The sequence below is a fragment of the Nocardioides lijunqiniae genome, assembly GCF_015024225.1.
In the GTDB taxonomy this organism is placed as follows: Bacteria; Actinomycetota; Actinomycetes; order Propionibacteriales; family Nocardioidaceae; genus Nocardioides; species Nocardioides lijunqiniae.
In genome coordinates this window covers 124,631-147,064 of sequence record NZ_JACJGM010000007.1, presented here as the reverse complement: position 1 = coordinate 147,064, position 22,434 = coordinate 124,631, and the positions used below count along the sequence as shown (strand labels likewise).

General features: G+C 72.9%; 27 protein-coding genes. 15 read left to right on the top strand and 12 right to left on the bottom strand.

The features are described from left to right. Nucleotides 1-26 precede the first annotated feature (26 nt). Both IRQ30_RS06480 and IRQ30_RS06475 read right to left on the bottom strand, forming a co-directional pair. Nucleotides 27-833 (bottom strand): ABC transporter permease, encoded by an 807-nt coding sequence (locus IRQ30_RS06480; RefSeq protein ID WP_193612146.1) that lies wholly within the window; start codon nucleotides 831-833, stop codon nucleotides 27-29. Beyond that, the gene (locus IRQ30_RS06475) at nucleotides 830-1,828 is read right to left on the bottom strand and encodes an ATP-binding cassette domain-containing protein (protein WP_193612145.1); all 999 of its coding nucleotides are present in this window, start codon (nucleotides 1,826-1,828) and stop codon (nucleotides 830-832) included. Before IRQ30_RS06475 ends, IRQ30_RS06480 begins: the two co-directional genes overlap by 4 nt. A gap of 95 nt (nucleotides 1,829-1,923) precedes the next feature. Here IRQ30_RS06475 and IRQ30_RS06470 point away from each other — a divergent pair, with 95 nt between their 5' ends. Further along, entirely contained in the window at nucleotides 1,924-2,688 is a 765-nt protein-coding gene (locus tag IRQ30_RS06470; RefSeq protein WP_193612144.1) for a TetR/AcrR family transcriptional regulator C-terminal domain-containing protein, read from the top strand. Nucleotides 2,689-2,841: 153 nt separating this feature from the next. On the opposite strand, the gene IRQ30_RS06465 is transcribed toward IRQ30_RS06470, so the two are convergent. The 4 genes from IRQ30_RS06465 to IRQ30_RS06450 all read right to left on the bottom strand — a co-directional run bounded on the left by IRQ30_RS06465 (nucleotide 2,842) and on the right by IRQ30_RS06450 (nucleotide 6,077). Continuing rightward, complete coding sequence (locus tag IRQ30_RS06465) at nucleotides 2,842-3,498, bottom strand: hypothetical protein (protein WP_193612143.1); 657 nt, start codon at nucleotides 3,496-3,498, stop codon at nucleotides 2,842-2,844. Between the two features lie 126 nt (nucleotides 3,499-3,624). After that, complete coding sequence (locus tag IRQ30_RS06460; protein ID WP_193612142.1) at nucleotides 3,625-4,281, bottom strand: hypothetical protein; 657 nt, start codon at nucleotides 4,279-4,281, stop codon at nucleotides 3,625-3,627. 199 nt (nucleotides 4,282-4,480) lie between these two features. Next, on the bottom strand, nucleotides 4,481-5,113 hold the full coding sequence (locus IRQ30_RS06455; protein ID WP_193612141.1) for a hypothetical protein: 633 nt from the start codon (nucleotides 5,111-5,113) through the stop codon (nucleotides 4,481-4,483). A gap of 118 nt (nucleotides 5,114-5,231) precedes the next feature. Beyond that, complete coding sequence (locus IRQ30_RS06450) at nucleotides 5,232-6,077, bottom strand: LLM class F420-dependent oxidoreductase (RefSeq protein ID WP_193612140.1); 846 nt, start codon at nucleotides 6,075-6,077, stop codon at nucleotides 5,232-5,234. Nucleotides 6,078-6,163: 86 nt separating this feature from the next. On the opposite strand from IRQ30_RS06450, the gene dapE reads away from it, so the two are divergent. From dapE to IRQ30_RS06425, 5 genes are read left to right on the top strand one after another with little or no spacing between them, the layout of a single operon-like run. After that, nucleotides 6,164-7,234, top strand: a complete 1,071-nt coding sequence (gene dapE, locus IRQ30_RS06445) for a succinyl-diaminopimelate desuccinylase (RefSeq protein ID WP_193612139.1) — start codon at nucleotides 6,164-6,166, stop codon at nucleotides 7,232-7,234. Between the two features lie 8 nt (nucleotides 7,235-7,242). Next, on the top strand, nucleotides 7,243-7,956 hold the full coding sequence (locus tag IRQ30_RS06440) for an LOG family protein (protein WP_193608949.1): 714 nt from the start codon (nucleotides 7,243-7,245) through the stop codon (nucleotides 7,954-7,956). Continuing rightward, nucleotides 7,956-8,249 carry a DivIVA domain-containing protein gene (locus IRQ30_RS06435; protein ID WP_193612195.1) on the top strand — a complete coding sequence of 98 codons (294 nt, stop codon included), beginning with the start codon at nucleotides 7,956-7,958 and terminating at the stop codon, nucleotides 8,247-8,249. The genes IRQ30_RS06440 and IRQ30_RS06435 overlap by 1 nt, the downstream gene beginning before the upstream one ends. Before the next feature lie 15 nt (nucleotides 8,250-8,264). Continuing rightward, complete coding sequence (locus IRQ30_RS06430; protein ID WP_193612138.1) at nucleotides 8,265-8,696, top strand: hypothetical protein; 432 nt, start codon at nucleotides 8,265-8,267, stop codon at nucleotides 8,694-8,696. A gap of 1 nt (nucleotide 8,697) precedes the next feature. Further along, nucleotides 8,698-9,534 (top strand): M14 family zinc carboxypeptidase, encoded by an 837-nt coding sequence (locus IRQ30_RS06425; RefSeq protein ID WP_193612137.1) that lies wholly within the window; start codon nucleotides 8,698-8,700, stop codon nucleotides 9,532-9,534. On the opposite strand, the gene IRQ30_RS06420 is transcribed toward IRQ30_RS06425, so the two are convergent. Continuing rightward, nucleotides 9,531-10,334 (bottom strand): enoyl-CoA hydratase/isomerase family protein, encoded by an 804-nt coding sequence (locus tag IRQ30_RS06420; RefSeq protein ID WP_193612136.1) that lies wholly within the window; start codon nucleotides 10,332-10,334, stop codon nucleotides 9,531-9,533. The genes IRQ30_RS06425 and IRQ30_RS06420 overlap by 4 nt on opposite strands. 234 nt (nucleotides 10,335-10,568) lie before the next feature. Between IRQ30_RS06420 and IRQ30_RS06415 the strand changes: the two genes are divergently transcribed. Genes IRQ30_RS06415 through IRQ30_RS06405 form a run of 3 tightly spaced genes read left to right on the top strand, consistent with a single transcriptional unit; the run spans nucleotide 10,569 to nucleotide 12,627 of the window. Continuing rightward, entirely contained in the window at nucleotides 10,569-10,736 is a 168-nt protein-coding gene (locus IRQ30_RS06415) for a DUF3117 domain-containing protein (protein WP_136594384.1), read from the top strand. Then, nucleotides 10,733-12,292 carry a M17 family peptidase N-terminal domain-containing protein gene (locus IRQ30_RS06410; RefSeq protein ID WP_193612135.1) on the top strand — a complete coding sequence of 520 codons (1,560 nt, stop codon included), beginning with the start codon at nucleotides 10,733-10,735 and terminating at the stop codon, nucleotides 12,290-12,292. The genes IRQ30_RS06415 and IRQ30_RS06410 overlap by 4 nt, the downstream gene beginning before the upstream one ends. Beyond that, nucleotides 12,289-12,627: a hypothetical protein gene (locus IRQ30_RS06405; RefSeq protein WP_193612134.1), complete on the top strand. Its 339-nt coding sequence runs from the start codon at nucleotides 12,289-12,291 to the stop codon at nucleotides 12,625-12,627. Before IRQ30_RS06410 ends, IRQ30_RS06405 begins: the two co-directional genes overlap by 4 nt. Nucleotides 12,628-13,622: 995 nt before the next feature. Here the strand turns inward: IRQ30_RS06405 and IRQ30_RS06400 are convergent. Then, nucleotides 13,623-14,318 (bottom strand): O-methyltransferase, encoded by a 696-nt coding sequence (locus tag IRQ30_RS06400; protein ID WP_420827598.1) that lies wholly within the window; start codon nucleotides 14,316-14,318, stop codon nucleotides 13,623-13,625. Between the two features lie 148 nt (nucleotides 14,319-14,466). Here IRQ30_RS06400 and sigE point away from each other — a divergent pair, with 148 nt between their 5' ends. Genes sigE through IRQ30_RS06385 form a run of 3 tightly spaced genes read left to right on the top strand, consistent with a single transcriptional unit; the run spans nucleotide 14,467 to nucleotide 16,970 of the window. Continuing rightward, complete coding sequence (gene sigE, locus IRQ30_RS06395) at nucleotides 14,467-15,048, top strand: RNA polymerase sigma factor SigE (protein WP_193612133.1); 582 nt, start codon at nucleotides 14,467-14,469, stop codon at nucleotides 15,046-15,048. After that, nucleotides 15,033-15,491, top strand: a complete 459-nt coding sequence (locus IRQ30_RS06390; protein ID WP_193608905.1) for a zf-HC2 domain-containing protein — start codon at nucleotides 15,033-15,035, stop codon at nucleotides 15,489-15,491. Before sigE ends, IRQ30_RS06390 begins: the two co-directional genes overlap by 16 nt. A gap of 33 nt (nucleotides 15,492-15,524) precedes the next feature. Continuing rightward, complete coding sequence (locus tag IRQ30_RS06385; RefSeq protein ID WP_193612132.1) at nucleotides 15,525-16,970, top strand: trypsin-like peptidase domain-containing protein; 1,446 nt, start codon at nucleotides 15,525-15,527, stop codon at nucleotides 16,968-16,970. 3 nt (nucleotides 16,971-16,973) lie between these two features. Here IRQ30_RS06385 and IRQ30_RS06380 read toward each other — a convergent pair whose 3' ends face one another. After that, on the bottom strand, nucleotides 16,974-17,210 hold the full coding sequence (locus IRQ30_RS06380; protein ID WP_193608907.1) for a helix-turn-helix domain-containing protein: 237 nt from the start codon (nucleotides 17,208-17,210) through the stop codon (nucleotides 16,974-16,976). Between the two features lie 101 nt (nucleotides 17,211-17,311). On the opposite strand from IRQ30_RS06380, the gene IRQ30_RS06375 reads away from it, so the two are divergent. Together IRQ30_RS06375 and IRQ30_RS06370 are read left to right on the top strand one after the other, a co-directional pair. Further along, entirely contained in the window at nucleotides 17,312-17,989 is a 678-nt protein-coding gene (locus IRQ30_RS06375; RefSeq protein ID WP_193612131.1) for a hypothetical protein, read from the top strand. After that, the gene (locus IRQ30_RS06370) at nucleotides 17,989-19,179 is read left to right on the top strand and encodes a CpaE/TadZ family protein (RefSeq protein WP_193612130.1); all 1,191 of its coding nucleotides are present in this window, start codon (nucleotides 17,989-17,991) and stop codon (nucleotides 19,177-19,179) included. Before IRQ30_RS06375 ends, IRQ30_RS06370 begins: the two co-directional genes overlap by 1 nt. Nucleotides 19,180-19,222: 43 nt before the next feature. On the opposite strand, the gene IRQ30_RS06365 is transcribed toward IRQ30_RS06370, so the two are convergent. Genes IRQ30_RS06365 through IRQ30_RS06355 form a run of 3 tightly spaced genes read right to left on the bottom strand, consistent with a single transcriptional unit; the run spans nucleotide 19,223 to nucleotide 21,235 of the window. Beyond that, nucleotides 19,223-19,609: a Rid family hydrolase gene (locus IRQ30_RS06365; RefSeq protein WP_193612129.1), complete on the bottom strand. Its 387-nt coding sequence runs from the start codon at nucleotides 19,607-19,609 to the stop codon at nucleotides 19,223-19,225. A gap of 34 nt (nucleotides 19,610-19,643) precedes the next feature. Further along, nucleotides 19,644-20,456, bottom strand: coding sequence for an alpha/beta fold hydrolase (locus IRQ30_RS06360; protein ID WP_193612128.1), 813 nt, complete (start codon nucleotides 20,454-20,456; stop codon nucleotides 19,644-19,646). Next, nucleotides 20,453-21,235: an IclR family transcriptional regulator gene (locus IRQ30_RS06355; RefSeq protein ID WP_193612127.1), complete on the bottom strand. Its 783-nt coding sequence runs from the start codon at nucleotides 21,233-21,235 to the stop codon at nucleotides 20,453-20,455. Before IRQ30_RS06355 ends, IRQ30_RS06360 begins: the two co-directional genes overlap by 4 nt. A gap of 182 nt (nucleotides 21,236-21,417) precedes the next feature. On the opposite strand from IRQ30_RS06355, the gene IRQ30_RS06350 reads away from it, so the two are divergent. Further along, nucleotides 21,418-22,428 carry an ABC transporter substrate-binding protein gene (locus tag IRQ30_RS06350; RefSeq protein ID WP_193612126.1) on the top strand — a complete coding sequence of 337 codons (1,011 nt, stop codon included), beginning with the start codon at nucleotides 21,418-21,420 and terminating at the stop codon, nucleotides 22,426-22,428. The last annotated feature ends 6 nt before the right edge of the window (nucleotides 22,429-22,434 follow it).

Sequence of the window (22,434 nt, the reverse complement as noted above, 5' to 3'; positions counted from 1 at the left end):
TTTTGGCGACATACCTTGGTGAAACGTCAGCGCGCGAGCCCGCGGTACGCCCGCGCCGAGAGCGGCACCAGCACCGCGACCAGCACCGCGGGCCAGGCGAGCGCCAGCAGCAGCGCGTGGTCGGCGAGGACGCCGTCGGTGATGCCGGTCGGGTTGCCGAAGAGCTCGCGGCAGGCGGCCGCCGTGGCGGAGACCGGGTTCCACTGGGCGAGGAACGCCAACCAGCCCGGCATCGTCTCCGGGGCGACGAACAGGTTGGACAGGAAGCCGATCGGCCACACGAGCACCTGCACGGCGGCCATCGAGCCCTCGCCGCGGAAGGTCAGCCCGAGGTAGATCCCCAGCCACAGCATCGCGAAGCGCAGCCAGAGCAGCAGCCCGACCGCGAGCAGCGCCTGGCCGGCGCCGCCGTCGATGCGCCAGCCCACGAACAGCCCGCCCACCATCAGCACCGCCAGCGCGATCGCGGAGTTGGCGAGGTCGGCGCCCGCGCGACCCAGCGGCACGGCGACGCTGCTCATCGGCAGGGAGCGGAAGCGGTCGGTGATGCCGCGCTTGGAGTCGGTCGTGACCGCGGCCATCGTGGTCTCGATGCCGAAGAGCATGGTCAGGGCGAACATGCCGGGCAGCAGGTACGGCAGGTAGTCGCCGCCGCCGGGCAGCGCGATGGCACCGCCGAAGAGGTAGCCGAAGACCAGCAGCAGCATGATCGAGAAGGCGATGCCGAAGATCGGTCCCCACGGCTCGCGGACCCAGTGCCGCAGGTCGCGCTGGGTGACGACCCAGCTGTGCCGTGCCGTGCGAGCCAGGGTGTGGGTCGGGGTGCCGGTCATCGGTCTCCTCCGGTGCTGGGGGCGGTGGTGCTGGTGCTGGTGCTGGTGCTGGGCTCGGTGAGGTGCAGGAACACCTCGTCGAGCGTCGGTCGCCGCAGCAGGACGTCGTCGAAGGCGAGCCCCGCGGAGTCCATCGCGCGCACGGCGGCGCTCAGGGCCGCGCCCCCGCCGGCGGCGCCTGCCTCGACGCTCACCTGGTGCCGCTCGGCGTCGGCCGTCCCGCCCAGGACGGCCCGCAGTCGCTCCAGGTCGACGTCCGCGGCGGCCGTGACGATCACCCGGTCCCCGCCGAGGCGGCCCTTGAGCTCGCTCGCCGTGCCCTCGGCGATGACCCGCCCGGCCCCCATCACGGTGATCCGGTGTGCCAGCTGGTCGGCCTCGTCGAGGTACTGCGTGGTCAGGAGCACGGTCGTCCCGGCGGCGACCACGCGCCGTACGGTCTCCCAGACCTCGTGCCGCGCCCGCGGGTCGAGGCCGGTCGTCGGCTCGTCCAGGAACAGCACCCTCGGGCGCAGCACCAGGCCGCACGCGATGTCGAGCCGCCGCCGCATCCCCCCGGAGTACGTCGAGACCTTGCGGTCGGCGGCGTCGGCCAGGCCGAACGTCACGAGGAGCTCGTCGGCCCGTGCCCGGGCCTCGCCGATCGACAGGTCGTGCAGCCGGCCGAACATCACGAGGTTCTCCCGACCGTGCAGCACCTCGTCGAGGGCCGCGGCCTGGCCGACCAGGCCGATCGCCGCACGCACCCGGTGCGGCTCGCGACGTACGTCGTGCCCTGCCACGGTGGCCTCGCCGTCGTCGCAGCGGGTCAGGGTCGCGAGCGTGTGGACGGCCGTGCTCTTCCCGGCGCCGTTCGGGCCCAGGAGGGCGTGCACCGTCCCCGCCCGGACCTCGAGGTCGAAGCCGTCGAGGGCGACGGTGTCGCCGTAGCGCTTGCGCAGGCCGCGCGCGGACACGGCGGCGGTGGGACCAGGGGGTGGGGTGGTGGTGGGCATGGGGCTCCTTCTACTTCGTACGACGTACGGAGATGACGAACCGGCACACCCTAGCATTTATGCCGTACGCCGTACGAAGAAGTTAGGCTGAGGGCGTGCCCGCCGATCCCGACCCGTCCCTGAGGCTGCTGTGGCGCCACGTCGTGCCGTCCGGCGACGCGCCCACGACGCGGCGGGGACCCCAGCAGCGCCTCAGCGTCGACGAGGTCGTCGACGCGGCGATCGAGATCGCGGACCGCGACGGGCTGGGCGCGCTGTCCATGCGCCGGCTCGCCGCCGCGGTGGGGTTGGGTGCCATGACCCTCTACACCTACGTGCCGGGGCGCAACGAGCTCGTCGTCCTGATGGTCGACCAGGCGCTCGGGCGCACGGAGCTGCCCGCCCTGCCCGCCGACGACCTGCGCGGGCGGCTCGAGCTGGTTGCGCTCACCCAGTACGCCGACGTGCGGGCGCACCCGTGGCTGCTGGACGTGTCGGGCGTGCGGCCGTGGCTGGGCCCCCACATGGCCGACCGCTACGAGTGGCAGCTCTCGGCGCTCGAGGGCGTCGGCCTCGACGACCTGGAGATGGACCAGGCGGTCTCGCTCCTGGTCGGCTTCGCCAGCAACATCGCGCGCGCCGAGCACGCCGTACGCCAGGCGCAGCGCGAGTCCGGGATGACCGACCTCGAGTGGTGGCAGGCCAACGCGGAGACCCTCGGCGAGGTGATGGCCCACCGCTCCTACCCGCTCGCCGGCCGCGTGGGGCAGGCGGCCGGGGAGGCCTACCAGGCGGCGAGCGACCCGGGTCGGGAGCTGGAGTTCGGGCTGGCCCGCATCGTCGACGGCCTGCTGGCCCACCTGGACGCGAAGAACCGCTGACCCGTCGGAGGTGGTCCGACGGGCCAGCGGTGGAGGTGAGCGGCGCTGTTTCCCCAAGGTATGCAGGGACGACGTCACTTCCCTCTGTCTGCAGCCCGAGGGAAGTGACGCTCCAGCGACATACCTTGGTGAAACGTCAGCGCGTGAGCGCGATCAGCTGATCTTCACCGCGGTGAGGGTCGGGCTGCCGGCGCGCATGTTCTCGCCGACCTGCTCGCTGCAGCGCAGGGAGACGCCGACGGTGCCCGCGGCCTGGACGACCTGGGTGAACGCGACCGTCTCGGACTCGCCCGGACCGCCCTCCGCGGCCAGCGGCGTGCTCGCCTCGGCCAGCAGGGTGCTGGCGCTGACCAGACCGCAACGGTTGAAGTCGTCCGTCGGGGCGTTGTCGAGGTTCAGCAGGGTCATCGTGCCGGTCACCAGCCAGGTGCCCGCGGGAAGCGAGAGCCCGGTGATGGCGAGGCAGTTGCTGAGACCGTTGTCGGCGCAGGTGACCAGGTTGGAGTCGCCGAGGTCGCTGGTGCGCACCTCGTTCTTGGCGTCGGCGGCGAGGTCGGCGGCGCTCACGCTGCCGTTGGCGACGTCGGCGCCGGACAGGCTGTTGTCCTTGACGTCGCCGCCGGTCAGGGTGCTGTTGCGCACGTCCTTGGACGTCAGGTTGTTGTTCTTGATGTCCTTGGTCGTGACGGTGTTGTTCTTGATCTGCTTGCCGGTGATCATCTTGGCGGCCGTGGCGCCGCCGGCCATCGCGGCGACGAGCACGACGGCGACCAGGAGTGCGGCGGGGAGGGCTCGGAGGTTGCGAATCATGGTTCTGTTCCTTCTGATGAGGGCCGCACCGTTGCGGCCGATGTGAGGAGACTTGTCGAGGGGCACCCCGCACGCATGAGGGGCGGACCCTCAGTTCGGTGAGGGCTGGGGGCGGGTGGGAAGGGGTCAGCTGACCTTGACCGCGGAGACCGTCGGGCTGATCGCGCGCAGGGCCTCGCCGGGCTGCTCGGTGCACCTGACCGTCACGCCGGTGGGCTGGGTCGCGGTCACGACCTGGGTGAACGCGAGCGTCTCGCCCTCGTGCGGCGTGTTGTTGGGCGCGAGCGCGTGGGACGCGTAGCCGAGAAGCGCGTCGAGCTCGAGCAGGCCGCAGCGGTTGCCGTCGGAGGTGGGCTGTCCGTGGATGTTGTTCACCGTCAGGGTGGCGCTGACCAGCCAGGTGCCCGCCGTCAGGGGCATGTCGACGAGGGGCTCGCACCCGACGAGCTCCTGGCCTGCGCAGGACGGGACGAACGTGTTGGTGCCCACGGTCACCTTCGCCTGGTTCCTGGCGTCGGCGGCGAGGTCGGCGCCCCGGACCGAGCCGTTGGCGACGTCGACGCCGGTGACGGAGCCGTCCTGGACGTCGCCTCCGGTGAGGGACTGGTTGCGGACGTCCTGGGTGGTGAGGCTGTCGTTCCTGACGTCCTGGGTGGTGACGGTGCCGTTCTTGATCTGCTTGCCGGTGATGAGCTTGGCGGCGGTGGCGCCGCCGGCCACGGCGACGATCAGCGCGACGGCGACGAGGATGGCTGCGGGCAGCGCCCGGACGTTGCGAAGCATGGTTCTTTCCTTCGACGGGGCCGCTCCGTTGCGGCCGATGTGGCAAGCCTGCTGGTGTCGGCACCCCCGGGGCATGAGGGTCGGACCCCCAAGTTCCGGCTGGGGGGTGCCTGGGGGTGTCTGGGGGTGCCTGGGGGTGCCGGCGGGGACATGCCGCCGGCCCGCCCCGGACGGAACGGGCCGGCGCTCCTCGGAGCGGTCAGCTGACCTTGATCGAGGTCAGGCGGGGGCGCACCAGGCGCAGCGTGTCGTCGTCGCCCTCGCTGCAGCGCAGGTGCACGGGCTGCGAGGCGTCCGGCACCGTGATCACCTGCTGCAGGGTGAAGTTCTCGACCTCGCCGGGCTGGAAGTTGGGCGTGAGGACGAAGCGGGTCACGTTCAGCAGCACGCCGCCCTGGACCAGGCCGCAGGTGTTGTTGATGGCGTTGTCGGCGTCCATGTTGTCGAAGTCGCCGCTCGCGGTGACCAGCTGGGTGCCCGGCACGACCGGCACGGTGAGGAGGTTTTCGCAGGTCACCAGGGTGTTGTCGTTGCACGTCGGGACCGCGATGAGCAGGCCGTCGTGGGAGTCAGACTTGAGCGACGTGCGCGCCTGGGGGGCGAGGTCGGCCAGGGCGACGCCACCGTTGGCGAGGTCGGCGCTGCCGACGCTGCCGTTCTTGAGGTCGGTGCCGGAGACGTTGTTGTTCCTCAGGTCGGCGCTGGTGACCGTGCCGTTCTTGATCTGCTTGCCGGTGATGAGCTTGGCGGCGGTGGCGCCGCCGGCCACGGCGACGAGCAGGACGACGGCCACGACGAGCGCGGCGGGCAGGGCCCGGGTGTTGCGGAGCATGGTGCTGTCCTTTGGCTGGGGGCCGCTCCGTCGCGGCCGGTCCCGCCACACTCCTTGCGCGGCGACGCCGGGGCATGAGGGGTGATCCCTCAACTCGCGTCGCCGCAGGACGTAGGGGTCAGCCCAGACCGAGCCGTCCGGCGAGGCGGTCGAGCGAGCCCAGCACCTCCGCCTCCTCCTTGTCGGGCACTCCCCAGATCAGCTCGGTGGCGCCCTGCTCGGCCCAGGCGGCCAGGTCCGCGGGGTCCGGCCGGAAGGCGATCAGGATCCGGATCTCCGGCGCACCCTCGCGCCCCGCCTCGGCCCAGGCGGTCTTGAGCGCCTCGATCTGGCCCGAGATGTCCTGCTGGGTGGGGGTCGTCATCCAGCCGTCGGCGTGCGCGGAGATCCACGCGAACGTCTTGGGTCCGCCGCCGGCGCCGATGATCAGGGGGATGTGGGCGGCCGGCTTGGGGTAGGCCCACGACGGCCCGAACGAGACGTACTCGCCGTCGTACGACGCCTCCTCCTGCGTCCACAGTGCGCGCATCGCCTCGACGTACTCCCGCAGCACCGTGCGCCGGCGCCCGGCCGGGACGTGGTGGTCGGCGAGCTCGTCGGTGTTCCAGCCGAACCCGGCGCCGATCTCGACGCGACCGCCGGAGAGGTGGTCGAGCGTGGCGATCTGCTTGGCCAGCGTGATCGGGTCGGACTCCACGGGCAGCGCGACCGCGGTGGAGAGCCGGATCCGCGAGGTGGCCTGCGCGACCGTCGCCAGGGAGACCCATGGATCCAGCGTGCGCAGGTAGCGGTCGTCGGGCAGCGACTCGTCCCCGGTGCCGGGGTGCGCGGCCTGCCGCTTCACCGGGATGTGGGTGTGCTCGGGCACGTAGAACGTGTCGAACCCGCGCTCCTCCGCGGCCGCGCCGAGGGTGGCCGGCCGGATGCCGCGGTCGGAGGTGAACAGGACGAGTCCGTTGCGCATGGTCCGTACACTAGAACGTGTTCCAGTTTCAGGGAAGTCGCCCCGCGGGCCACCGGCCGGCACCGTCGGGCTGGTTGACTGGCGCCATGCAGCTCGACCTGACAGGCGACGTCGTCACCCTCACCCGGCAGCTCGTCGACATCGAGTCGGTGAGCCGGGACGAGCAGGCGATCGCCGACGTCGTGGAGGCGGCGCTGACGCCGCTGACCCACCTCACCGTGACCCGGCTCGGCAACACCGTCGTCGCGCGCACCGACCTCGGCCTCGGCGAGCGCGTGGTCATCGCCGGCCACCTCGACACCGTGCCCCTCAACGACAACCTCCCCAGCCGCCTCGACGAGGCCACCGGGCTGCTGCACGGGCTCGGCACCTGCGACATGAAGGGCGGCGACGCGGTCATCCTCCAGCTGGCGGCGACCGTCACAGCACCCAACCGCGACCTCACCTTCGTGCTCTACGAGGGTGAGGAGATCGACGCGGAGTACAACGGGCTGCACCTGCTGAGCCAGCGCCACCCCGAGCTCCTCGCCGCCGACTTCGCCATCCTGATGGAGCCCTCGAACGCCGTCGTCGAGGCCGGCTGCCAGGGCACGCTGCGCGTGGACGTCCGTACGACGGGCGAGCGGGCCCACTCCGCCCGCAGCTGGAAGGGCGTCAACGCCATCCACAAGGCGGCCGAGATCCTGGCCCGGCTCAACTCCTACGAGGCGCGGCTGCCGGTCATCGACGGGCTGGAGTACCACGAGGGGCTCAACGCCGTCTTCGTGCGCGGCGGCGTCGCCGGCAACGTCCTGCCCGACGAGTGCGTGGTCGAGGTCAACTTCCGCTTCGCCCCCGACCGCTCCGAGGCCGAGGCCGAGGCCTTCGTGCGCGAGTTCTTCGAGGGCTTCGAGGTGACGCTCACCGACACCTCGCCGGGCGCCCTGCCGGGCCTCGACCGTCCCGCGGCCAAGGCGTTCATCGAGGCGGTCGGCGGTGAGGTCAACCCCAAGTTCGGCTGGACCGACGTCGCCCGGTTCACCGCCCTGGGCGTCCCGGCCGTCAACTTCGGCCCCGGCGACCCGATGCTGGCGCACAAGCAGGAGGAGCACGTGGCCGTCGACCAGATCCGCAGCTGTGCGCGCGTCCTCACCGACTGGCTGGGGGGAGCGTCGTGAAGTTCAAGATGAAGGGACCGGTGATGCAGCGTCGCGATCAGGTCGACGGCACCACGACCGACCAGCGCCTGCTCGACTCGCGGGGCGCGGCCGACTGGGTGCACGCCGACCCGTGGCGCGTGCTGCGCATCCAGGCGGAGTTCGTGGAGGGCTTCGGGGCGCTCGCCGAGCTCGGGCCCGCGGTGTGCGTGTTCGGCTCCGCGCGCACGCCGGTCGACCACCCGTCGTACGCCGTGGGGGAGCAGGTCGGCCGACGGCTGGTCGAGGAGGGCTTCGCGGTCATGACCGGCGGCGGCCCCGGCGCGATGGAGGCCGCCAACAAGGGCGCCAGCGAGGCGGGCGGGCTGAGCGTCGGGCTCGGCATCGAGCTGCCCTTCGAGTCCGGCCTCAACGAGTGGGTCGACGTCGGCATCAACTTCCGGTACTTCTTCGTGCGCAAGACCATGTTCGTGAAGTACTCCCAGGGCTTCATCGTCCTGCCCGGCGGCCTCGGCACGCTCGACGAGCTGTTCGAGGCGCTGACGCTCGCCCAGACCCAGAAGGTCTCGGCCTTCCCGGTGGTCCTCATCGGTACGGCGTACTGGTCCGGGCTGATCGCCTGGCTGCGCGACACCGTGCTCGAGGACGGCAAGATCGCCCAGGCCGACCTCGACCGGCTGACGCTCACCGACGACGTCGACGAGGCGGTCGCGCTGATGACGTCCGCGAGGGCCGCAGGGTGATGTGGCTCTTCGCGGTGCTCATCGTCCTGGCGATGGGCGGCGTGGCGATGCTCGCCGCCGGCCACGGCACCCCGATGGCGGAGGTCTACGACGACCGCCCCGACGCGCTCGTCCCGGCCGACCGCCCGGTCGAGGCGCGCGACCTGCGCAGCGTGCGGTTCTCGCTCGCCTTCCGCGGTTACCGGATGTCCGAGGTCGACGCCCTGCTGGACCGGCTGGCGACCGAGCAGGAGTCGTTCGCCGACCGCGACGTCCGCGAGCGCGAGGCTCGTGGCGGCGACCCGGCCCGTTAGGGCACACTGCCGAGCGTGTCGACCGAGCAGATCATCGTCTACGTCCTGACCGCCCTGGCGGCCCTGGTCGTGGTCCTGACGCGCCTGCGGCTGGGGCGTGACGAGGGGGGCGCGGGCCGCGTCTACGTCGGACGGGCGCTGCTCACCCTGCACACCGTCTCCGGCGGGCTGGCGCTGGCGGTCTGGCTCGTCTTCCTGCTCGGCGGCGACGTCGTCAGCGAGGGCACGGAGAACCTGATCGGCATCGCGGCCCTGGCGCTGTGGTGGCTGGTGGCCCTCGCGGGCCTGCTCATCCTCGTGCGGTGGCTGCCCAGCCGCGGCCGGCACTCCGCCGGCGGCACGCAGGACACGTGGTCCGACGGTCCGGGACTGTCGGTGCTCGCACACGTCGGGATGGCGGCCGGCGTGGCGGTCTTCACCTGGGCCTACCTGAGCAGCGTGGTCTGAGGTGCGGCGCGCGACGGCCCTGATCGGCGGCGCCGGCCTCGTGGCCGCGCTGCTCGCCGGCACCCCCGGATCCAGCGGTGCCTCCCCGGCGCCCGCCGGCTCCGTCTCCTCGGCAGCGGCCGCCTCGGCACCCGCCGCCGGCCGCCCGGCCGTCGTGGGACGGCGGGTCCTGGGCACGTCGGTCCGCGGCCGCAAGATCGTCGCCTGGCGCCTCGGCGAGCCGGCCGGCCCCCGGGTCAGGACCGTCGTCCTCATCTCCACGATGCACGGCAACGAGCCGGCCACCCGCCGGATCCTGGAGTCGCTGCGCGACGGTGCGCCCGTCGAGGGGATCAACCTGTGGGTCATCCCGACGTACAACCCGGACGGGCTGGCGCGGGGGACCCGCAAGAACGCCCACGGCGTCGACCTCAACCGCAACTTCCCCTACAAGTGGGCCGATCTCGACGGCAACTACGAGTCCGGGCCCAAGCCCCGGTCCGAGCCGGAGACGCGCGCGGTCATGAGGTTCCTCCGCACGGTCCGACCCGACCGCGTGCTGAGCTTCCACCAGCCGCTGTACGCCGTCGACACCGACACCAAGAAGCCGGCGTTCGCGCGCCGGGTGGCGCGCAAGCTGCACCTGCCACGCCGCAGTCTCACCTGCGGCGGCGTCTGCCACGGCACCATGACCGGCTGGTTCAACCACCGGTTCGACGGCGCCGCGCTCACGGTGGAGTACGGCGCCCACCCGTCGCGCCGCACGATGTCGCGGGTCGCTCCGCGCCAGGTGCTCTCGATCTTCGGCGCCCGGCGACGTGTCCCGGTCGCGATCGATCCGGCCCCGACCTCGGGCTAGCGGCCCTCGAACACCGGCTTCTCCTTCGCCACGAACGCCGCCACCGCGGCCGCGTGGTCGGCGGTGGCTCCGGTGCGCTGCATCATCGCGCTCTCGAAGGCCACAGCCTCCTCGAAGGTGTGGCCCGAGGCGTAGGCGACCGACTGGCGCATGGCGCCGAGCGCGACCGTGGGGCCGGCCGCCAGGCGGGCGGCCAGGGCCCCGACCTCGGTGGCGAGCTCGTCGGCCGGGACCACGGTGGTGGCCAGGCCCAGCTCGAGCGCCTCGTCGGCCTTGATCGTGCGCGGGAAGTAGAGGAGCTCGATCGCCTTGGCCCGGCCGACGAGCTGGGGCAGGTGGTAGCTGGCGCCGGTGTCGCACGACAGCGCGACGTTCGCGAACGCGAGGTTGAAGCCGGCGGTGTCGGCGACGACGCGCAGGTCGCAGGCGAAGGCCAGGCTCGCGCCGGCTCCCGCGGCGACGCCGTTGAGCGCGGCGATGACCGGCTTCTCCATCCCGGCCAGCGCTGTGACGATCGGGTTGTAGTGGTCGTCGACGGTGCTGAAGAGCTGGTCGCTGCCGCCGTTGTGGAGCAGCTGGATGTGCTCCTTGAGGTCCTGGCCGGTGCAGAACGCCCGGCCCGTGCCGGTGAGGACGACGCAGCGCGCGGCGGGGTCGTCGGCCACGGTGCGTACCGTCTCCAGCAGGAGCACCTTGGTCGCCACGTCGAGGCTGTTCATCGCGTCGGGTCGGTTGATCGTGATCGTCGCGACGCCGTCGCTCAGCTCGAGCCGGACCGCGGAGTCGGGGGAGGTCGTCATGGCGGCAGTCTGTCAGTCGCGAGGGGCGGCGCACGAGGGCGGCGACCCCGCCCCGTCGCCGGTGCTCGTCCGGGCCGTCGCCGACGGCGTCCGGACGCGCCGGGGGGACGCGCCGACGCGGGTCGCGCAGGGCTGTGGTCCCGATCACCTGGGTGATGGGGGATAATGGTCGGTGCGTAGCGAGCACGGGGGTCCCCGGCTGCTCTTGGATCGGGAACAGGAACGAGGTGCCGCATGGCGGCAATGAAGCCGCGGACGGGTGACGGTCCGCTCGAGGTGACCAAGGAAGGGCGCGGCATCGTGATGCGCGTCCCCCTCGAAGGTGGTGGCCGACTCGTGGTCGAGCTCAACGCCGAGGAGGCCGGAGCCCTGGGCGAGGCACTCAAGAACGTCGTCGGGTGACCGACACGTCCACCGCTCTGTCCTTCCCCAGCCAGGTCTCGCCACCGGAGTTCGCGATCAGCGGGCTCCGGCCCCACGTGATCCTCGGGGTGGACGTCGTCGCCCTGCCGGTGCTGCCGGAGGACGAGGCCGGCGGCGCCGTGCTCCTCGGGCCCGGCGGCGCCGAGCTCGGCGAGGCACTGGGCCTGGACCTGGTCGGCGTGCTGGAGGCGGGTCGCGCCACCGGCGCCGCGGGCGAGGTCGTGGCGCTGCCGGTGCCCTCCGGCGCCCCCGACAACTCCGGTCTGCGGCTGGTCCTGCTGGTCGGGGTCGGGGCGCAGCGACCGGTCGACTTCCGGCGGGCCGGGGCGGCTCTGGCGCGGGCGGCGCACGACCGTCACGCCGTGGCCACCACCATCGCCGCACTCGACCCCGAGGCCGGGCTCGAGGCCTTCGTGGTCGGGGTCATGCTCGGGTCGTTCGCCTTCCACTGGCGCTCGACGCCTCCGGAGACCGTGCCCGTGCCCCGGGTGGTGCTGGCCGACCTCGACGAGAGCGCGTCCCAGCGCGCGACCCTCGGTCGCGCCCTGGCCGCCGGCGGTGCCGGCTGGCGCTCCCGCACCCTCGCGTCGGTGCCCTCCAACCTGAAGAACCCCGAGTGGCTGGCCGACCAGGCCCGCGAGATCGCGGGCGCGGCCGGACTCGACATCAGGGTCTGGGACGAGCGCGAGCTCGAGGCGGGTGGCTTCGGCGGCATCGTGGGTGTCGGCAAGGCCTCGGCGACCCCGCCGCGGCTGATCCGCCTCGACTACGCGCCTCGCAAGGCCAACCGCCGCACCCCCACCGTCGTGCTGGTCGGCAAGGGCATCACCTTCGACACCGGCGGTCTCTCGATCAAGCCCGGCGAGGCGATGGTCAACATGAAGCGCGACATGACCGGCGGCGCCGTGGTGCTCGCCACCATGGCCGCGCTGGCCGAGGTCGGCTGCCCGGTGCGCGTGGTCGGGCTCGTGGCCGCCGCCGAGAACGCCGTCTCCGGCAACGCGATGCGCCCCGGCGACGTCGTGCGTCACTACGGCGGTCGCACCAGCGAGGTCACCAACACCGACGCCGAGGGCCGCCTCGTGCTCGCCGACGCGCTGGCGTACGCCGTCGAGCAGCTGTCACCGGCCGTCATCGTCGACGTCGCCACCCTGACCGGCGCGATGAAGGTCGCGCTCGGCCAGACCGTCGGCGGCTACTTCGCCAACGACGACGCGCTGGCCACCGCGCTGGCCGAGTCCGGCGAGCAGGCGGGCGAGCAGCTGTGGCGCTTCCCGCTGCACGCCGGCTACGAGGACAAGCTGGCCTCCAAGATCGCCGACGCCGACAACGCGCCGGGCGGTCCTGGCGCCATCACCGCCGCGCTCTTCCTGCAGCACTTCGTCGGCGGCGTCCCCTGGGCGCACCTCGACATCGCGTCGGTGGGCGACGCCCCGGAGGACCGCCACGAGTGGACCAAGGGGCCGACCGGCTTCGGCGCCCGGGCGCTGCTCGCCTGGCTCGGCCGGGAGGACCCGCTGGCGGGGATCGGGTGAAGGGCCTGACGATCCGCTGGTCCCTCGAGGGCGCGCCCGACGGCGTCGTCGACCAGCTGCGCGACTTCGTCGCCGAGACCTCCCACGGCCGCTTCACCGGGATGTCCGGCCTGCACCACAAGACCTGGCGGGTGCGCGAGGGTGAGTGGTTCGAGGGCTCCTACGTCTTCGCCACCGACGAGGCCCGCGCCGCCTTCCAGGCGGAGTTCGTCGAAGGCGTCGCGGACGCCCCCGGCACCCGCATCATCGGCTCCCGGCCGGTCCTGGTCGAGCCGTGCGACATCGTCGCCGTCGCCGAGGGCTGGGACGGCTTCGAAGCCACCCCCCGCGCCTGACCCTCGCCCCCGGTGGTTGAGGTGCGAGCGCAGCGAGCCTCGACACCACCCACCGGTGGTCGAGCAGCGAGGAGCGCCAGCGACGAGCGCCTGTCGAGACCCGGTGAGCCGAACGCCGAGCTGACCCCACCGGTGGTTGAGGTGCGAGCGCAGCGAGCCTCGAAACCACCCCGCCGGTGGTCGAGCAGTGAGGAGCGTCAGCGACGAGCGCCCGTCGAGACCCCGTGAGCCTAACGCCGAGCTGAACCACGGTGGTTGAGGTGCGAGCGCCAGCGAGCCTCGAAACCACCTCGCCTGTGCGGGGCTGGTGTTGGCCCGCGCGCTAGCAGCCCGGGTCTCGGCGTCAAGGAGCTTCGCCCGCTTCGCGGCGGCTTCGCCGTCCTTGACTCCGAGCCTCTCCCGGGCTGCTGGGGCGGCGCACGGGCGGCGGCGGCTTCGCCGCGCCGCCCGCTAACAGCGCGGGCCCCGCCGATCGGTCACCTATGTCGGCAGTTCGAGCTCCGGGCGGAGGTCTTCACGCTTGGCCCAGCCAGCGCGGTGACCAACTGCCGACGCTGAGTGTCGGTAGACGCACCACCAGTCACACCAGCCTCACGGGGAGGGGTGCCGCGCATTGCGCGGGCGGCGCGGGCGAAGCCCGTGTCGCCCCGTGCGCCGTCAAGCCGGTCGAGAGAGGCTCCGGGTCAAGGACGCCCGAAGGGCGCCGCGAAGCGGGCGCCGCAGGCGATCCTTGACGCGGAGACGCGACCGGCTATGCGCGCGGCACCCCAGCTCGGCCCGAGGAGGCAGCCAGAGGTGCGGGGGTCTCGACGGACGCTCGTCGCTGGCGCTCCTCACTGCTCGACCACCGGTGGAGTGCGGCGATGTGGTTTCGAGGCTCGCTGGCGCTCGCACCTCAACCACCGAACCGCACCGGATGGGTGCGGCGATGTGGTTTCGAGGCTCGCTGCGCTCGCACCTCAACCACCGGACACCGGCGTGGGGTAGAGGCTCGCCTACTCCGTCTCGGCGAGCCATTCCTTCTTGGCGACGAGCAGGCCGTCGCCGACGGGCAGCAGGACGGAGACCAGGCCCTCGTGCTCGATGACGGCGCGGCCGAGGTCGCGGATGGTGACGGTCTCCTCGTCGCGCTGGGCCGGGTCGGCGACCCGGTCGTGCCACAGGGCGTTGTCGAAGACGACGACGCCGCCGGGACGCAGCAGGCGCAGCGCCTCGGTGAGGTAGGCGGCGTACTCGGCCTTGTCGCCGTCGCAGAACACCAGGTCGTAGTGGCCGTCGGTGAGGCGCGGCAGGACGTCGAGGGCGGCGCCGGCGATCGTGCGGACCCGCTGGCTGGGGATGCCGGCGTCGGCGAAGGTCTCGCGGGCCAGGCGCTGGTGCTCGGCCTCGATGTCGACGCTGGTGAGGACGCCGTCGGAGCGCATCCCGCGCAGGAGCCAGATGCCGGAGACGCCGGTGCCGGTGCCGATCTCGACGACGGCGCGGGCGTCGATGGCCGAGGCGAGGAAGCGCAGGGCGGCTCCGCCGCCGGAGCCGATCGGCGCCACGCCGACCTCCTCGGCGCGCGCCCGGGCGGCGGCGAGCACCTCGTCCTCGGGGACGAAGGACTCGGCGTAGGTCCAGCTCGCGGGCTTGATCGGGGTGGGAATGACGTCCTCCTGGTGGGCGGGTCTCGGAGGCGTCCACCGTATCGCCACCGGGGCCCGCCGCGACGGACGCGCGGTGGGAACACCGCACCGGTGCCGATCGTTGCGAGAAGTGATGGCTCTTCACAGGGAACGTTCAGGCAGGGCACCTAGCGTGGTGCCCACTTCAGCAGTGCCGACGCGAGGAGCGACGATGGAGCAGACCGAGGGAGTCCCCACCTGGGACGAGATCGTCGAGCGCCACTCCGACCGCGTCTACCGCCTCGCCTACCGGCTGACCGGCAACCGCCACGACGCCGAGGACCTCACGCAGGAGGTCTTCGTCCGCGTCTTCCGCTCGCTGTCGACCTACACGCCGGGGACGTTCGAGGGCTGGCTGCACCGCATCACCACCAACCTCTTCCTCGACGGCGCCCGCCGCAAGCAGCGCATCCGCTTCGACGCGCTCTCCGACGAGCGGGCCGACCGGCTGACCAGCGCCTCGCCTGCCCCGGACACCGCCTACGCCGACCAGACCTTCGACGACGACATCGAGCGCGCGCTGGCGACCCTGCCGCCCGACTTCCGCGCCGCGGTGGTGCTCTGCGACGTCGAGGGCCTCACCTACGAGGAGATCGCTGAGATCCTCGGCGCCAAGCTCGGCACCGTGCGCTCGCGCATCCACCGCGGCCGCGCCATGCTCCGTACGGCGCTCGCCCACCGCGCGCCGGCGGCCGGCCGCGCGCGCTACTCCGGTCCCGCCGCGGACCAGGCAGCCGCGTGGAGCGCGTCGTGATCGGTCACCTCGGCACCCGCGTCAGCGCCCTCCTCGACGGGCAGCTCTCGCCGGAGGAGAGCGAGCGTGCCTGGGCCCACGTGCACACCTGCCACGCCTGCCGCGACCTCGTGGAGCGCGAGGGCTGGGTCAAGACCCGTCTCTCCAGCCTCTCCTTCGACTGCGGCTCGGCGCCCGAGCGGCTCAAGGGCTCGCTGCTGGGCGTCACCCCGAGCGAGCTCTACCTCGCGATCGCCCAGGAGGATCCCCACCGCACCCGGCGCAACCTCGGGCTGGCCGCGATCGGCGGCGGGGCCGTCGGCGCCGCGGTGATGGGGGTCCTCGCGCTGGGCGCCGCGCCCGCGGACGCGCCGACCATCGACCGGCGCACGCCGACGACGCAGGTCACCAACCCGGCGCCGTCGCCGGTCGGCGGCCAGCCGCGTCGCGCCACCCTCCCGTGACCGGCGTTTGCCGGCCCGGGGGATGATGACCGGGTGAACGAGCCGGAGCAGCCCTCGAGCCCGGACGAGGGGTACCGGGACGACGAGCTCACCCAGCCGTTGTCCCTCGGTCCCCTCCGTCCCGACGAGCAGAGTCCCCGTCCGCCCGCCGACGCGGCGCAGGCCGACGAGCCCCGGTACGACGGGCCGCGGAGCGAGGCTCCGCCCGCGGGCGCTCCCCAGCCGGGGGTTGTCCAGCCCGGCGCCTCCTGGCTCCCGCCGTCGTCGCCACCCGCCGGCCCCCCGGACCCGTGGGGCGGGTACCCGCCGCCGGGCACCCAGCCGATGCCCACCGAGCCCCCGGCGCACCGCGCGTCCGCGGGCCCACGCGCCCGGGTCAGCGGATGGGTGTGGCCCGTCCTGGCCGCGGTCGCCCTCGTCGTCGGCGTCCTCGGTGGCGTGGCCGGAAGCGTGGCCTATGACGAGCTCAGCGACTCCGACGCCCCCGGCACGGTCAGCGGTGGCCTCGACGACGTCGACACCGTGAGCCTGCCCCCGCTCTCGGCGGAGCAGGAGGGATCGGTCGCCGCCGTGGCCGAGCAGGTGCTTCCCAGCACCGTCCAGATCATCGCGTCGCTCGACGGCGAGGAGGGTGGCGCCACGGGCTCCGGCTTCGTCCTCGACAAGCAGGGCCACATCATCACGAACAACCACGTCGTCGAGTCCGCGGCCAAGGAGGACGGCAAGATCCAGATCGTCGACCAGGAGGGCAACCGCTACGACGCCAGCGTCGTCGGCCGCAGCCCGGTCTACGACCTGGCCGTGCTCTTCGCCGAGGACGCCGACGAGCTGCCGCCCGCCTCGCTGGGCCGCTCGCAGCGCCTGCGGGTCGGCGAGGGTGTCGTCGCGATCGGCTCGCCGCTCGGCCTGAGCTCCACGGTCACGGCCGGCATCGTGAGCTCGCTCAACCGCCCGGTCACCACCGGAGAGTCCTCCGACGACTCCTCCTACATCAACGCCGTCCAGACCGACGCCGCCATCAACCCCGGCAACTCCGGCGGGCCGCTCGTCGACCTGCGCGGGCAGGTCGTGGGCGTCAACTCCGCCATCGCCACCAACGGCGGCGGGACCATCAGCGGGCAGGCCGGCAACATCGGGGTCGGCTTCGCCATCCCCGTCGAGCAGGTCGTCGTCACCGCCGACCAGATCCTCAAGACCGGCGAGTCCAGCTATCCCGTGATCGGTGCGCAGGTGCAGACCGGGGTCCGGGACGGCTCGGGCGCCCGGATCGACAAGGTCAACGACGGCAGCCCGGCCGCCGACGCCGGCCTCGAGGAGGGCGACGTCATCGTCGAGGTCGACGGCGACCGTGTCACCGACGGCATCGGCCTCATCGTCGCGATCCGCACGCACCAGCCGGGGGAGACGATCGAGTTCACCTACGAGCGCGACGGCGAGGAGCGCAGCGCGCAGGTCGAGCTCGGCGCCGAGCAGGGCTGAGCCTCACTCCGTGGTGTCGGCCTCGACGAACGGGTGCTGGGCCACGAAGTCCTCGGCCTGCTTGTACATCCGGGCGATGTAGTCCTCGAGCTTGCTCGACTCCACACGCCACTGGCCGCGCCCGCCGATCTTGATCGCGGGCAGGTCGCCGCGGCGCACCAGCGCGTAGACCTGCGCGCTGGAGGTGTTGAGCACCTCGGCCACGTCGGCCAGCGTGAGGAAGCGGGGCGTCGCGGACATGGGCCCATCGTCGCACCTCCCGCCCCAGGGGTGTCACCGGACCGCCGTACTCCTGTGGAGGAGCAGGTGACCGCAGGCCGCGCAGAATGCATGATGGCCTCGTGTCCAGGAATCTCGGGAGTCCGGGGCCACCGGCGCCACCCCCTGCGGTGCGCACGGCGACCCCTGGCTGGCGTGACCCCCGCCTGTGGATCGGGATCGCGATCGTCGCGGCCTCGGTCGTGGGCGGCGCGCGGCTGCTCGCGTCGGCCGACGACACGGTGACGGTGTGGGCCGTGGCCGCCGACATGGGCGCCGGCGACCAGGTCACCGAGGAGGACCTGGTGGCCCATCGGGTGCGCTTCGCCGACGACGCGCAGCTCAACCGCTACTTCGCCGGTGACGACCCGCTCCCCGGCGACCTCGAGCTCCTCCGCGGGGTGGGCGAGGGCGAGCTGCTGCCGCGGGCCGCGGTGGGCTCGGCCGAGGACACCGACACCCTGCAGGTCCCGATCTCGGTCGCTGTCGAGCGGGTGCCGGAGTCCGTGGGCGCGGGCTCCGTGGTCGACGTCTTCATCGTCGCGCGTCCCACCGACCCGCAGGGCCCCGCTCCTGGCGGTCCTGGTGAGCCGGCACTGCGCGCGGTGACGGTGGTGGCGGCTCCGGCCGGCGACGACACCTTCGGCGCCGCGGGCGAGCGGCAGCTCGACCTGGCGGTCCCCGAGGACGACGCCCAGGCGTTCTTCGAGCTGCTCAACTCCTTCGACGGCCCGGTGCTGACCGTGGTGCGGCGGGGCTGATGATCGTCGTCCTGGTCGTCGCCTCGGGCGCCGCCTGGGAGTCGGCGGCGCTCGGGCTGCTCACCGAGCACCGCGAGATCGTCGTGCTCAAGCGGTGCGTCGACGTCGACGACCTCGTCGCGTCCGCCTCGGCCGGCCAGGCCGACGTGGCCGTGCTGGGGCTGGACACGCCCGGTCTGGACGTGGCCGTCGTGGAGCACCTGCGCCGCTACGCCGTCCGCCCGGTGGCGGTCGTGCCCGCCCCGGCGCTCGAGGCCGGACGGCTGCGCGCCGCCCGCATCGGCATCGCCGCCCTCGTCGCCGACGACGACCTCGAGGCCCTGCCCGGTGCGGTCCTCGACGGTGACACCCTTCCGCCGCCCGAGCTCCCCACGCCGCTGCCCGGTGGCGGCGCGGCGGCGGCCGTCCCGGCAGCCGCGGGCGGCCGGGTGACCGCCGTCTGGGGCCCCGCCGGTGCACCGGGCCGGACGACGGTCGCGGCCGGGCTCGCCGCCGAGCTGGCCCGGCGTCGCTCGCGCACGGTCCTCGTGGACGCCGATCCCTACGGTGGCAGCGTCGCGCAGCAGCTCGGGATCCTCGACGAGGTGTCCGGCCTGCTCTCGGCGGCGCGGCTGGCGACCGGCGGCCTGCTCGAGGAGCGGTTCGCCTCGGTCCAGCGCGCCGTCGGCCCGCACCTGTCGGTGGTCACCGGGCTGCCTCGCGCGGACCGCTGGGTGGAGGTGCGTCCCGGCGCGCTGGAGCACCTCCTCGACGTCGCCCGCGAGCACGCCGAGGTCGTGGTCGACACCGGCTTCAGCCTCGAGGAGGACCCGGGTCAGGACTTCGGCACCCGGCCGGCCCGCAACCAGCTCACGCTGGCCGCGCTCGACGCCGCCGACGAGGTCCTGGTGGTCGGGGCGGCCGACCCGGTCGGCCTGTCGCGACTGGCGCGCGCCCTGGTCGACGTCCGCGAGCACGTCGCCGGTGCGCCGGTGCGGGTCGTCGTCAACCGGATGCGCCCCAGCCTGGGCTGGTCGGAGAAGGACATCGCCGGCATGGTGGGCGGCTTCACGCGGCTCTCGGGCCTGCACTTCCTGCCCGACGACCGGCCGGCCGTCGACCGCGCCCTGGTGGCCGGCCGCACGCTCGTGGAGTCGGGAGACTCGCCGCTGCTGAGGGCGCTGTCGTCACTGGCGGACGCCCTCGTCTGACCGGGTGAGGTGACCGGGCCGGACGTCCGACCTCACGCGGGCGTCATCGGCGCGGCGTGTGCGCCATGCACTCGACCTCCATGTGCGCCCCCAGGGCCAGCCCGTCGGTCCCGAAGGCGCTGCGGGCCGGGAGGCGGGTGGCCGGGAAGTACTCCAGGTAGACCTTGTTGAACTCCTGCCACCGCGACATGTCGTCCAGCATCACCGTGCACTTGAACACCGCGTCCATGCCGAACCCGTAGGCGGCCAGCGACCCCGCGATGTTGTCCATGGTCTGCCGGGCCTGCGCCTCGAACCCCTCGGCGAGCGTGCCGTCGGGCAGCATGCCGATCTGTCCGGAGAGGTAGAGGACGTCGTCGATGCGCACCCCGGTGGAGAAGGGGGTGTCGAACGTCGGGGGGATGAACTCGATGGTCTGCGACTCGTTCACGGGGAGCTCCTGGTGGCGGGGGTGGGGGAGGGGGCTAGCGGGTCTCGGCGGCCTGGACGCCGGCGAGGAAGTGCGCGACCAGCTCGTTCCACTCGTGCGGGTCCTCGAAGTACGGCGAGTGGCCGCGGTCGGCCAGCTCGACGACCTCGGCGCGGGGCAGCAGCGCGGCGGCGCTGCGGATCCGCTCGGGGGTCATCAGGTCGTCGAGCTCGCCGGCGATGAGCAGCACGGGGATCGCCAGCTCCGCGAGCACCGACGGGTCGTGCGTGTGGTCCTTGAGGATGCGGAAGAACTCGTTGTCCGGCGGCCGGTGGCCGAACGTGCCCAGCGCCTGGTAGAGGTAGGCCCGCGCCATGTCCAGGGAGGGCAGCCGCCCGCCCACGGCCGGGTGCTCGCCGAGGGGGCGGGCGCTCACGGGTGCGTCCGTCAGCGGCGGCGCGACGTCCGGACCGAAGCCGACGGGCACGCCGCCGGTGGTGCAGGCGAGGACCACGGACGCGACACGGCCCGGTGCCGCGATCGCGCTGCCCAGCGCGGCCCAGCCCCCCATCGACTGGCCCACCACGTGGGCCCGCTCGACGTCGAGGTGGTCCAGGATCTCCACGAGGTCCGAGGTCCCGGCGGCCGGTCCGTGCCGACCGTGCTCGTTGGTCGACCTCCCGAACCCACGCTGGTCCCAGGTGATCACCCGGTAGTGGTGGGCGAAGTAGGGGACCTGCTGGTACCACACGGCGGCGTTGCCGCCCAGGCCGTGGGTGAGGACCAGGTCGGGCCCGGAGCCCGCCGTCTCGTACCAGATCCGCTCCCCGTCGGAGGCGGTGAGGAAGCCTTCGGTGCGCTCGATCATGCGTCTTCTCCTGAGTCGGTCGGACGCTTGCCCGAGGTGTGGTGGGTGAGCAGCGCCTGGACCTCGTCGGTGGCGCGCAGGAGGTGGTCCTCGACCGTCCGGGTCGTGGCGTCGTCGAAGTCGGAGTCGAAGCCGATCACCGTGAGGGCGCACAGCGGTGATCCCTTGCGGGACAGCACGGCGCGCGAGACGGAGCCGATGATGTCCTGGGAGCGTCGGTGGACCACCGCGAAGCCGGTGGTGCGGGTCTCCTCGACGTCGGCCAGGAAGCCCTGCGGCCCCTCGAGGGGGTAGCCGCTCTGCTCCACCATCGCCAGGTACGGCGCGCGCGCGGTGTCCTCGAGGGCCGCGACGAGCGCCAGCGGGCCGGCGAAGCGGTGCGGCGGCAGGAGGTCCCCGACCATGCGGGTGATCATCTTGAGGCGCTCGGGACGCAGGGCGGCGATGATGCGGGTGCCGTCGCGCTCCAGCACCTGGAGGTTCACCATCATGTCGGTGCTCTCGGAGAGCTCGCGCATCGTCGGCAGGCACAGGGCGGCCAGCGAGTTCGCCGCCGCCTCGTGGGAGACGTGCAGCGCCGAGGGGCCCGGGAGGTACCGGCCGTCGTGGCGGAAGACCCAGCCCCGGTGGGTCAGCTCGGCGAGCACGCGGTGCGCGGTGGGACGCAGCATCCCGACCTCCTCGGCCAGCTCGCTGAGCGTCATCGGCGACCTCGCCTGGGCGATGGCCTCGAGCAGGTCGAGCGCCTTGTCGACGGCCGACGCAGAGCCCTTCGTCATTCGATCTCCCTCCGCGTGCCGGTGTGAGCGTCCGAGTCTCCACCAGGCTGGAGGTCCCGTCGTTCGTCTGAGAAAGATTACTGTAGTCGCAATAATCGTTCCGTCATAGGAAACTCTGCGGTACGTTCATCGTCCAGCCGGACCCCGGCCGGGTGGCAGTCACTCCAGCGAGAGGTTCGAACATGACGGTTGGACATTCCCTTCGGTCGGCGGCGCGGCTCCGGGTCGCGGCGGTCGCCGCGCTCAGCGTCGCCTCGCTGGCACTGACCTCGTGCGGCAGCGACTCCGACGGCGGCGGTGGAGGCGGCGACGGCGAGCAGGCGACGACGATCCGCATCGCTCCCCAGCCCATCGCGGACTTCGCCCCCATCTGGCTCGGCATGGAGGAGGGCTTCTTCGAGGACGAGGGCCTGACCATCGAGCTCGTCGAGGGTGGGGCGACCTCGGCCGCGCAGGTGCCGCTGCTGCTCAGCGACAACGCGGACCTCGCCGCCACCACGGCGACCGCGGCGATCCAGGCGCAGAGCCAGAGCATGGCCGTGACGATCGTCGGCGGCCTCACCAACTTCGCCGAGACCGACGAGACCGACCAGTCCGGGCTGGTCGTCGCCGAGGACAGCAGCATCGCCGGCTTCGAGGACCTCGAGGGCAAGAAGGTCGCCATCAGCGGCCTGAAGTCCGTCAGCGAGGCCGTCATCTCCGCCGCGGTCGAGGAGTCGGGCGGCTCCGCGGACGAGGTCGAGTTCATCCAGGCGCCGATGCCCAACCTGGCCGACCTGGTCTCGAGCGGCGGTGCCGACGCGGCCTTCCTGATCGACCCGTTCCTGAGCATGGCCACCAGCTCGGGACTGAAGGTCCTGGGCCACCCCTTCCCGCTCGCGGCGCCCGGCGTCCCCGGCACCTCGCTGGTCGGCTCGGTGTCCTTCGTCAAGCAGAACCCCGAGACCATGGAGAAGTTCGCCAGCGCCCTGGAGAAGGCCGCCGCCTACGCCAACGAGAACCCCGAGAAGGTCACCGCGGCGCTCTCCGAGCAGGCGAAGATCCCGCTCGAGATGCTCGCCGACAGCAAGAACCCGACGTACACCGCGGTCGTGGACCCCGGTGCCCTGACCACGCTGATCGAGCTGCTGGTCGAGTACGGCGTGCTGGAGGACTCGGTGGACGCCGACGACATGCTGACCTCGACCGAGTGAGGCCTC

Excerpts from the sequence above, each read along its gene's own strand:
- IRQ30_RS06480 (WP_193612146.1), bottom strand. The coding sequence starts at position 833 with ATGACCGGCACCCCGACCCACACCCTGGCTCGCACGGCACGGCACAGC.
- IRQ30_RS06475 (WP_193612145.1), bottom strand. The coding sequence starts at position 1,828 with ATGCCCACCACCACCCCACCCCCTGGTCCCACCGCCGCCGTGTCCGCG.
- IRQ30_RS06465 (WP_193612143.1), bottom strand. The coding sequence starts at position 3,498 with ATGATTCGCAACCTCCGAGCCCTCCCCGCCGCACTCCTGGTCGCCGTC.
- IRQ30_RS06460 (WP_193612142.1), bottom strand. The coding sequence starts at position 4,281 with ATGCTTCGCAACGTCCGGGCGCTGCCCGCAGCCATCCTCGTCGCCGTC.
- IRQ30_RS06455 (WP_193612141.1), bottom strand. The coding sequence starts at position 5,113 with ATGCTCCGCAACACCCGGGCCCTGCCCGCCGCGCTCGTCGTGGCCGTC.
- IRQ30_RS06450 (WP_193612140.1), bottom strand. The coding sequence starts at position 6,077 with ATGCGCAACGGACTCGTCCTGTTCACCTCCGACCGCGGCATCCGGCCG.
- dapE (WP_193612139.1), top strand. The coding sequence starts at position 6,164 with ATGCAGCTCGACCTGACAGGCGACGTCGTCACCCTCACCCGGCAGCTC.
- IRQ30_RS06440 (WP_193608949.1), top strand. The coding sequence starts at position 7,243 with ATGAAGGGACCGGTGATGCAGCGTCGCGATCAGGTCGACGGCACCACG.
- IRQ30_RS06435 (WP_193612195.1), top strand. The coding sequence starts at position 7,956 with ATGTGGCTCTTCGCGGTGCTCATCGTCCTGGCGATGGGCGGCGTGGCG.
- IRQ30_RS06420 (WP_193612136.1), bottom strand. The coding sequence starts at position 10,334 with ATGACGACCTCCCCCGACTCCGCGGTCCGGCTCGAGCTGAGCGACGGC.
- IRQ30_RS06415 (WP_136594384.1), top strand. The coding sequence starts at position 10,569 with ATGGCGGCAATGAAGCCGCGGACGGGTGACGGTCCGCTCGAGGTGACC.
- sigE (WP_193612133.1), top strand. The coding sequence starts at position 14,467 with ATGGAGCAGACCGAGGGAGTCCCCACCTGGGACGAGATCGTCGAGCGC.
- IRQ30_RS06380 (WP_193608907.1), bottom strand. The coding sequence starts at position 17,210 with ATGTCCGCGACGCCCCGCTTCCTCACGCTGGCCGACGTGGCCGAGGTG.
- IRQ30_RS06370 (WP_193612130.1), top strand. The coding sequence starts at position 17,989 with ATGATCGTCGTCCTGGTCGTCGCCTCGGGCGCCGCCTGGGAGTCGGCG.
- IRQ30_RS06360 (WP_193612128.1), bottom strand. The coding sequence starts at position 20,456 with ATGATCGAGCGCACCGAAGGCTTCCTCACCGCCTCCGACGGGGAGCGG.
- IRQ30_RS06355 (WP_193612127.1), bottom strand. The coding sequence starts at position 21,235 with ATGACGAAGGGCTCTGCGTCGGCCGTCGACAAGGCGCTCGACCTGCTC.
- IRQ30_RS06350 (WP_193612126.1), top strand. The coding sequence starts at position 21,418 with ATGACGGTTGGACATTCCCTTCGGTCGGCGGCGCGGCTCCGGGTCGCG.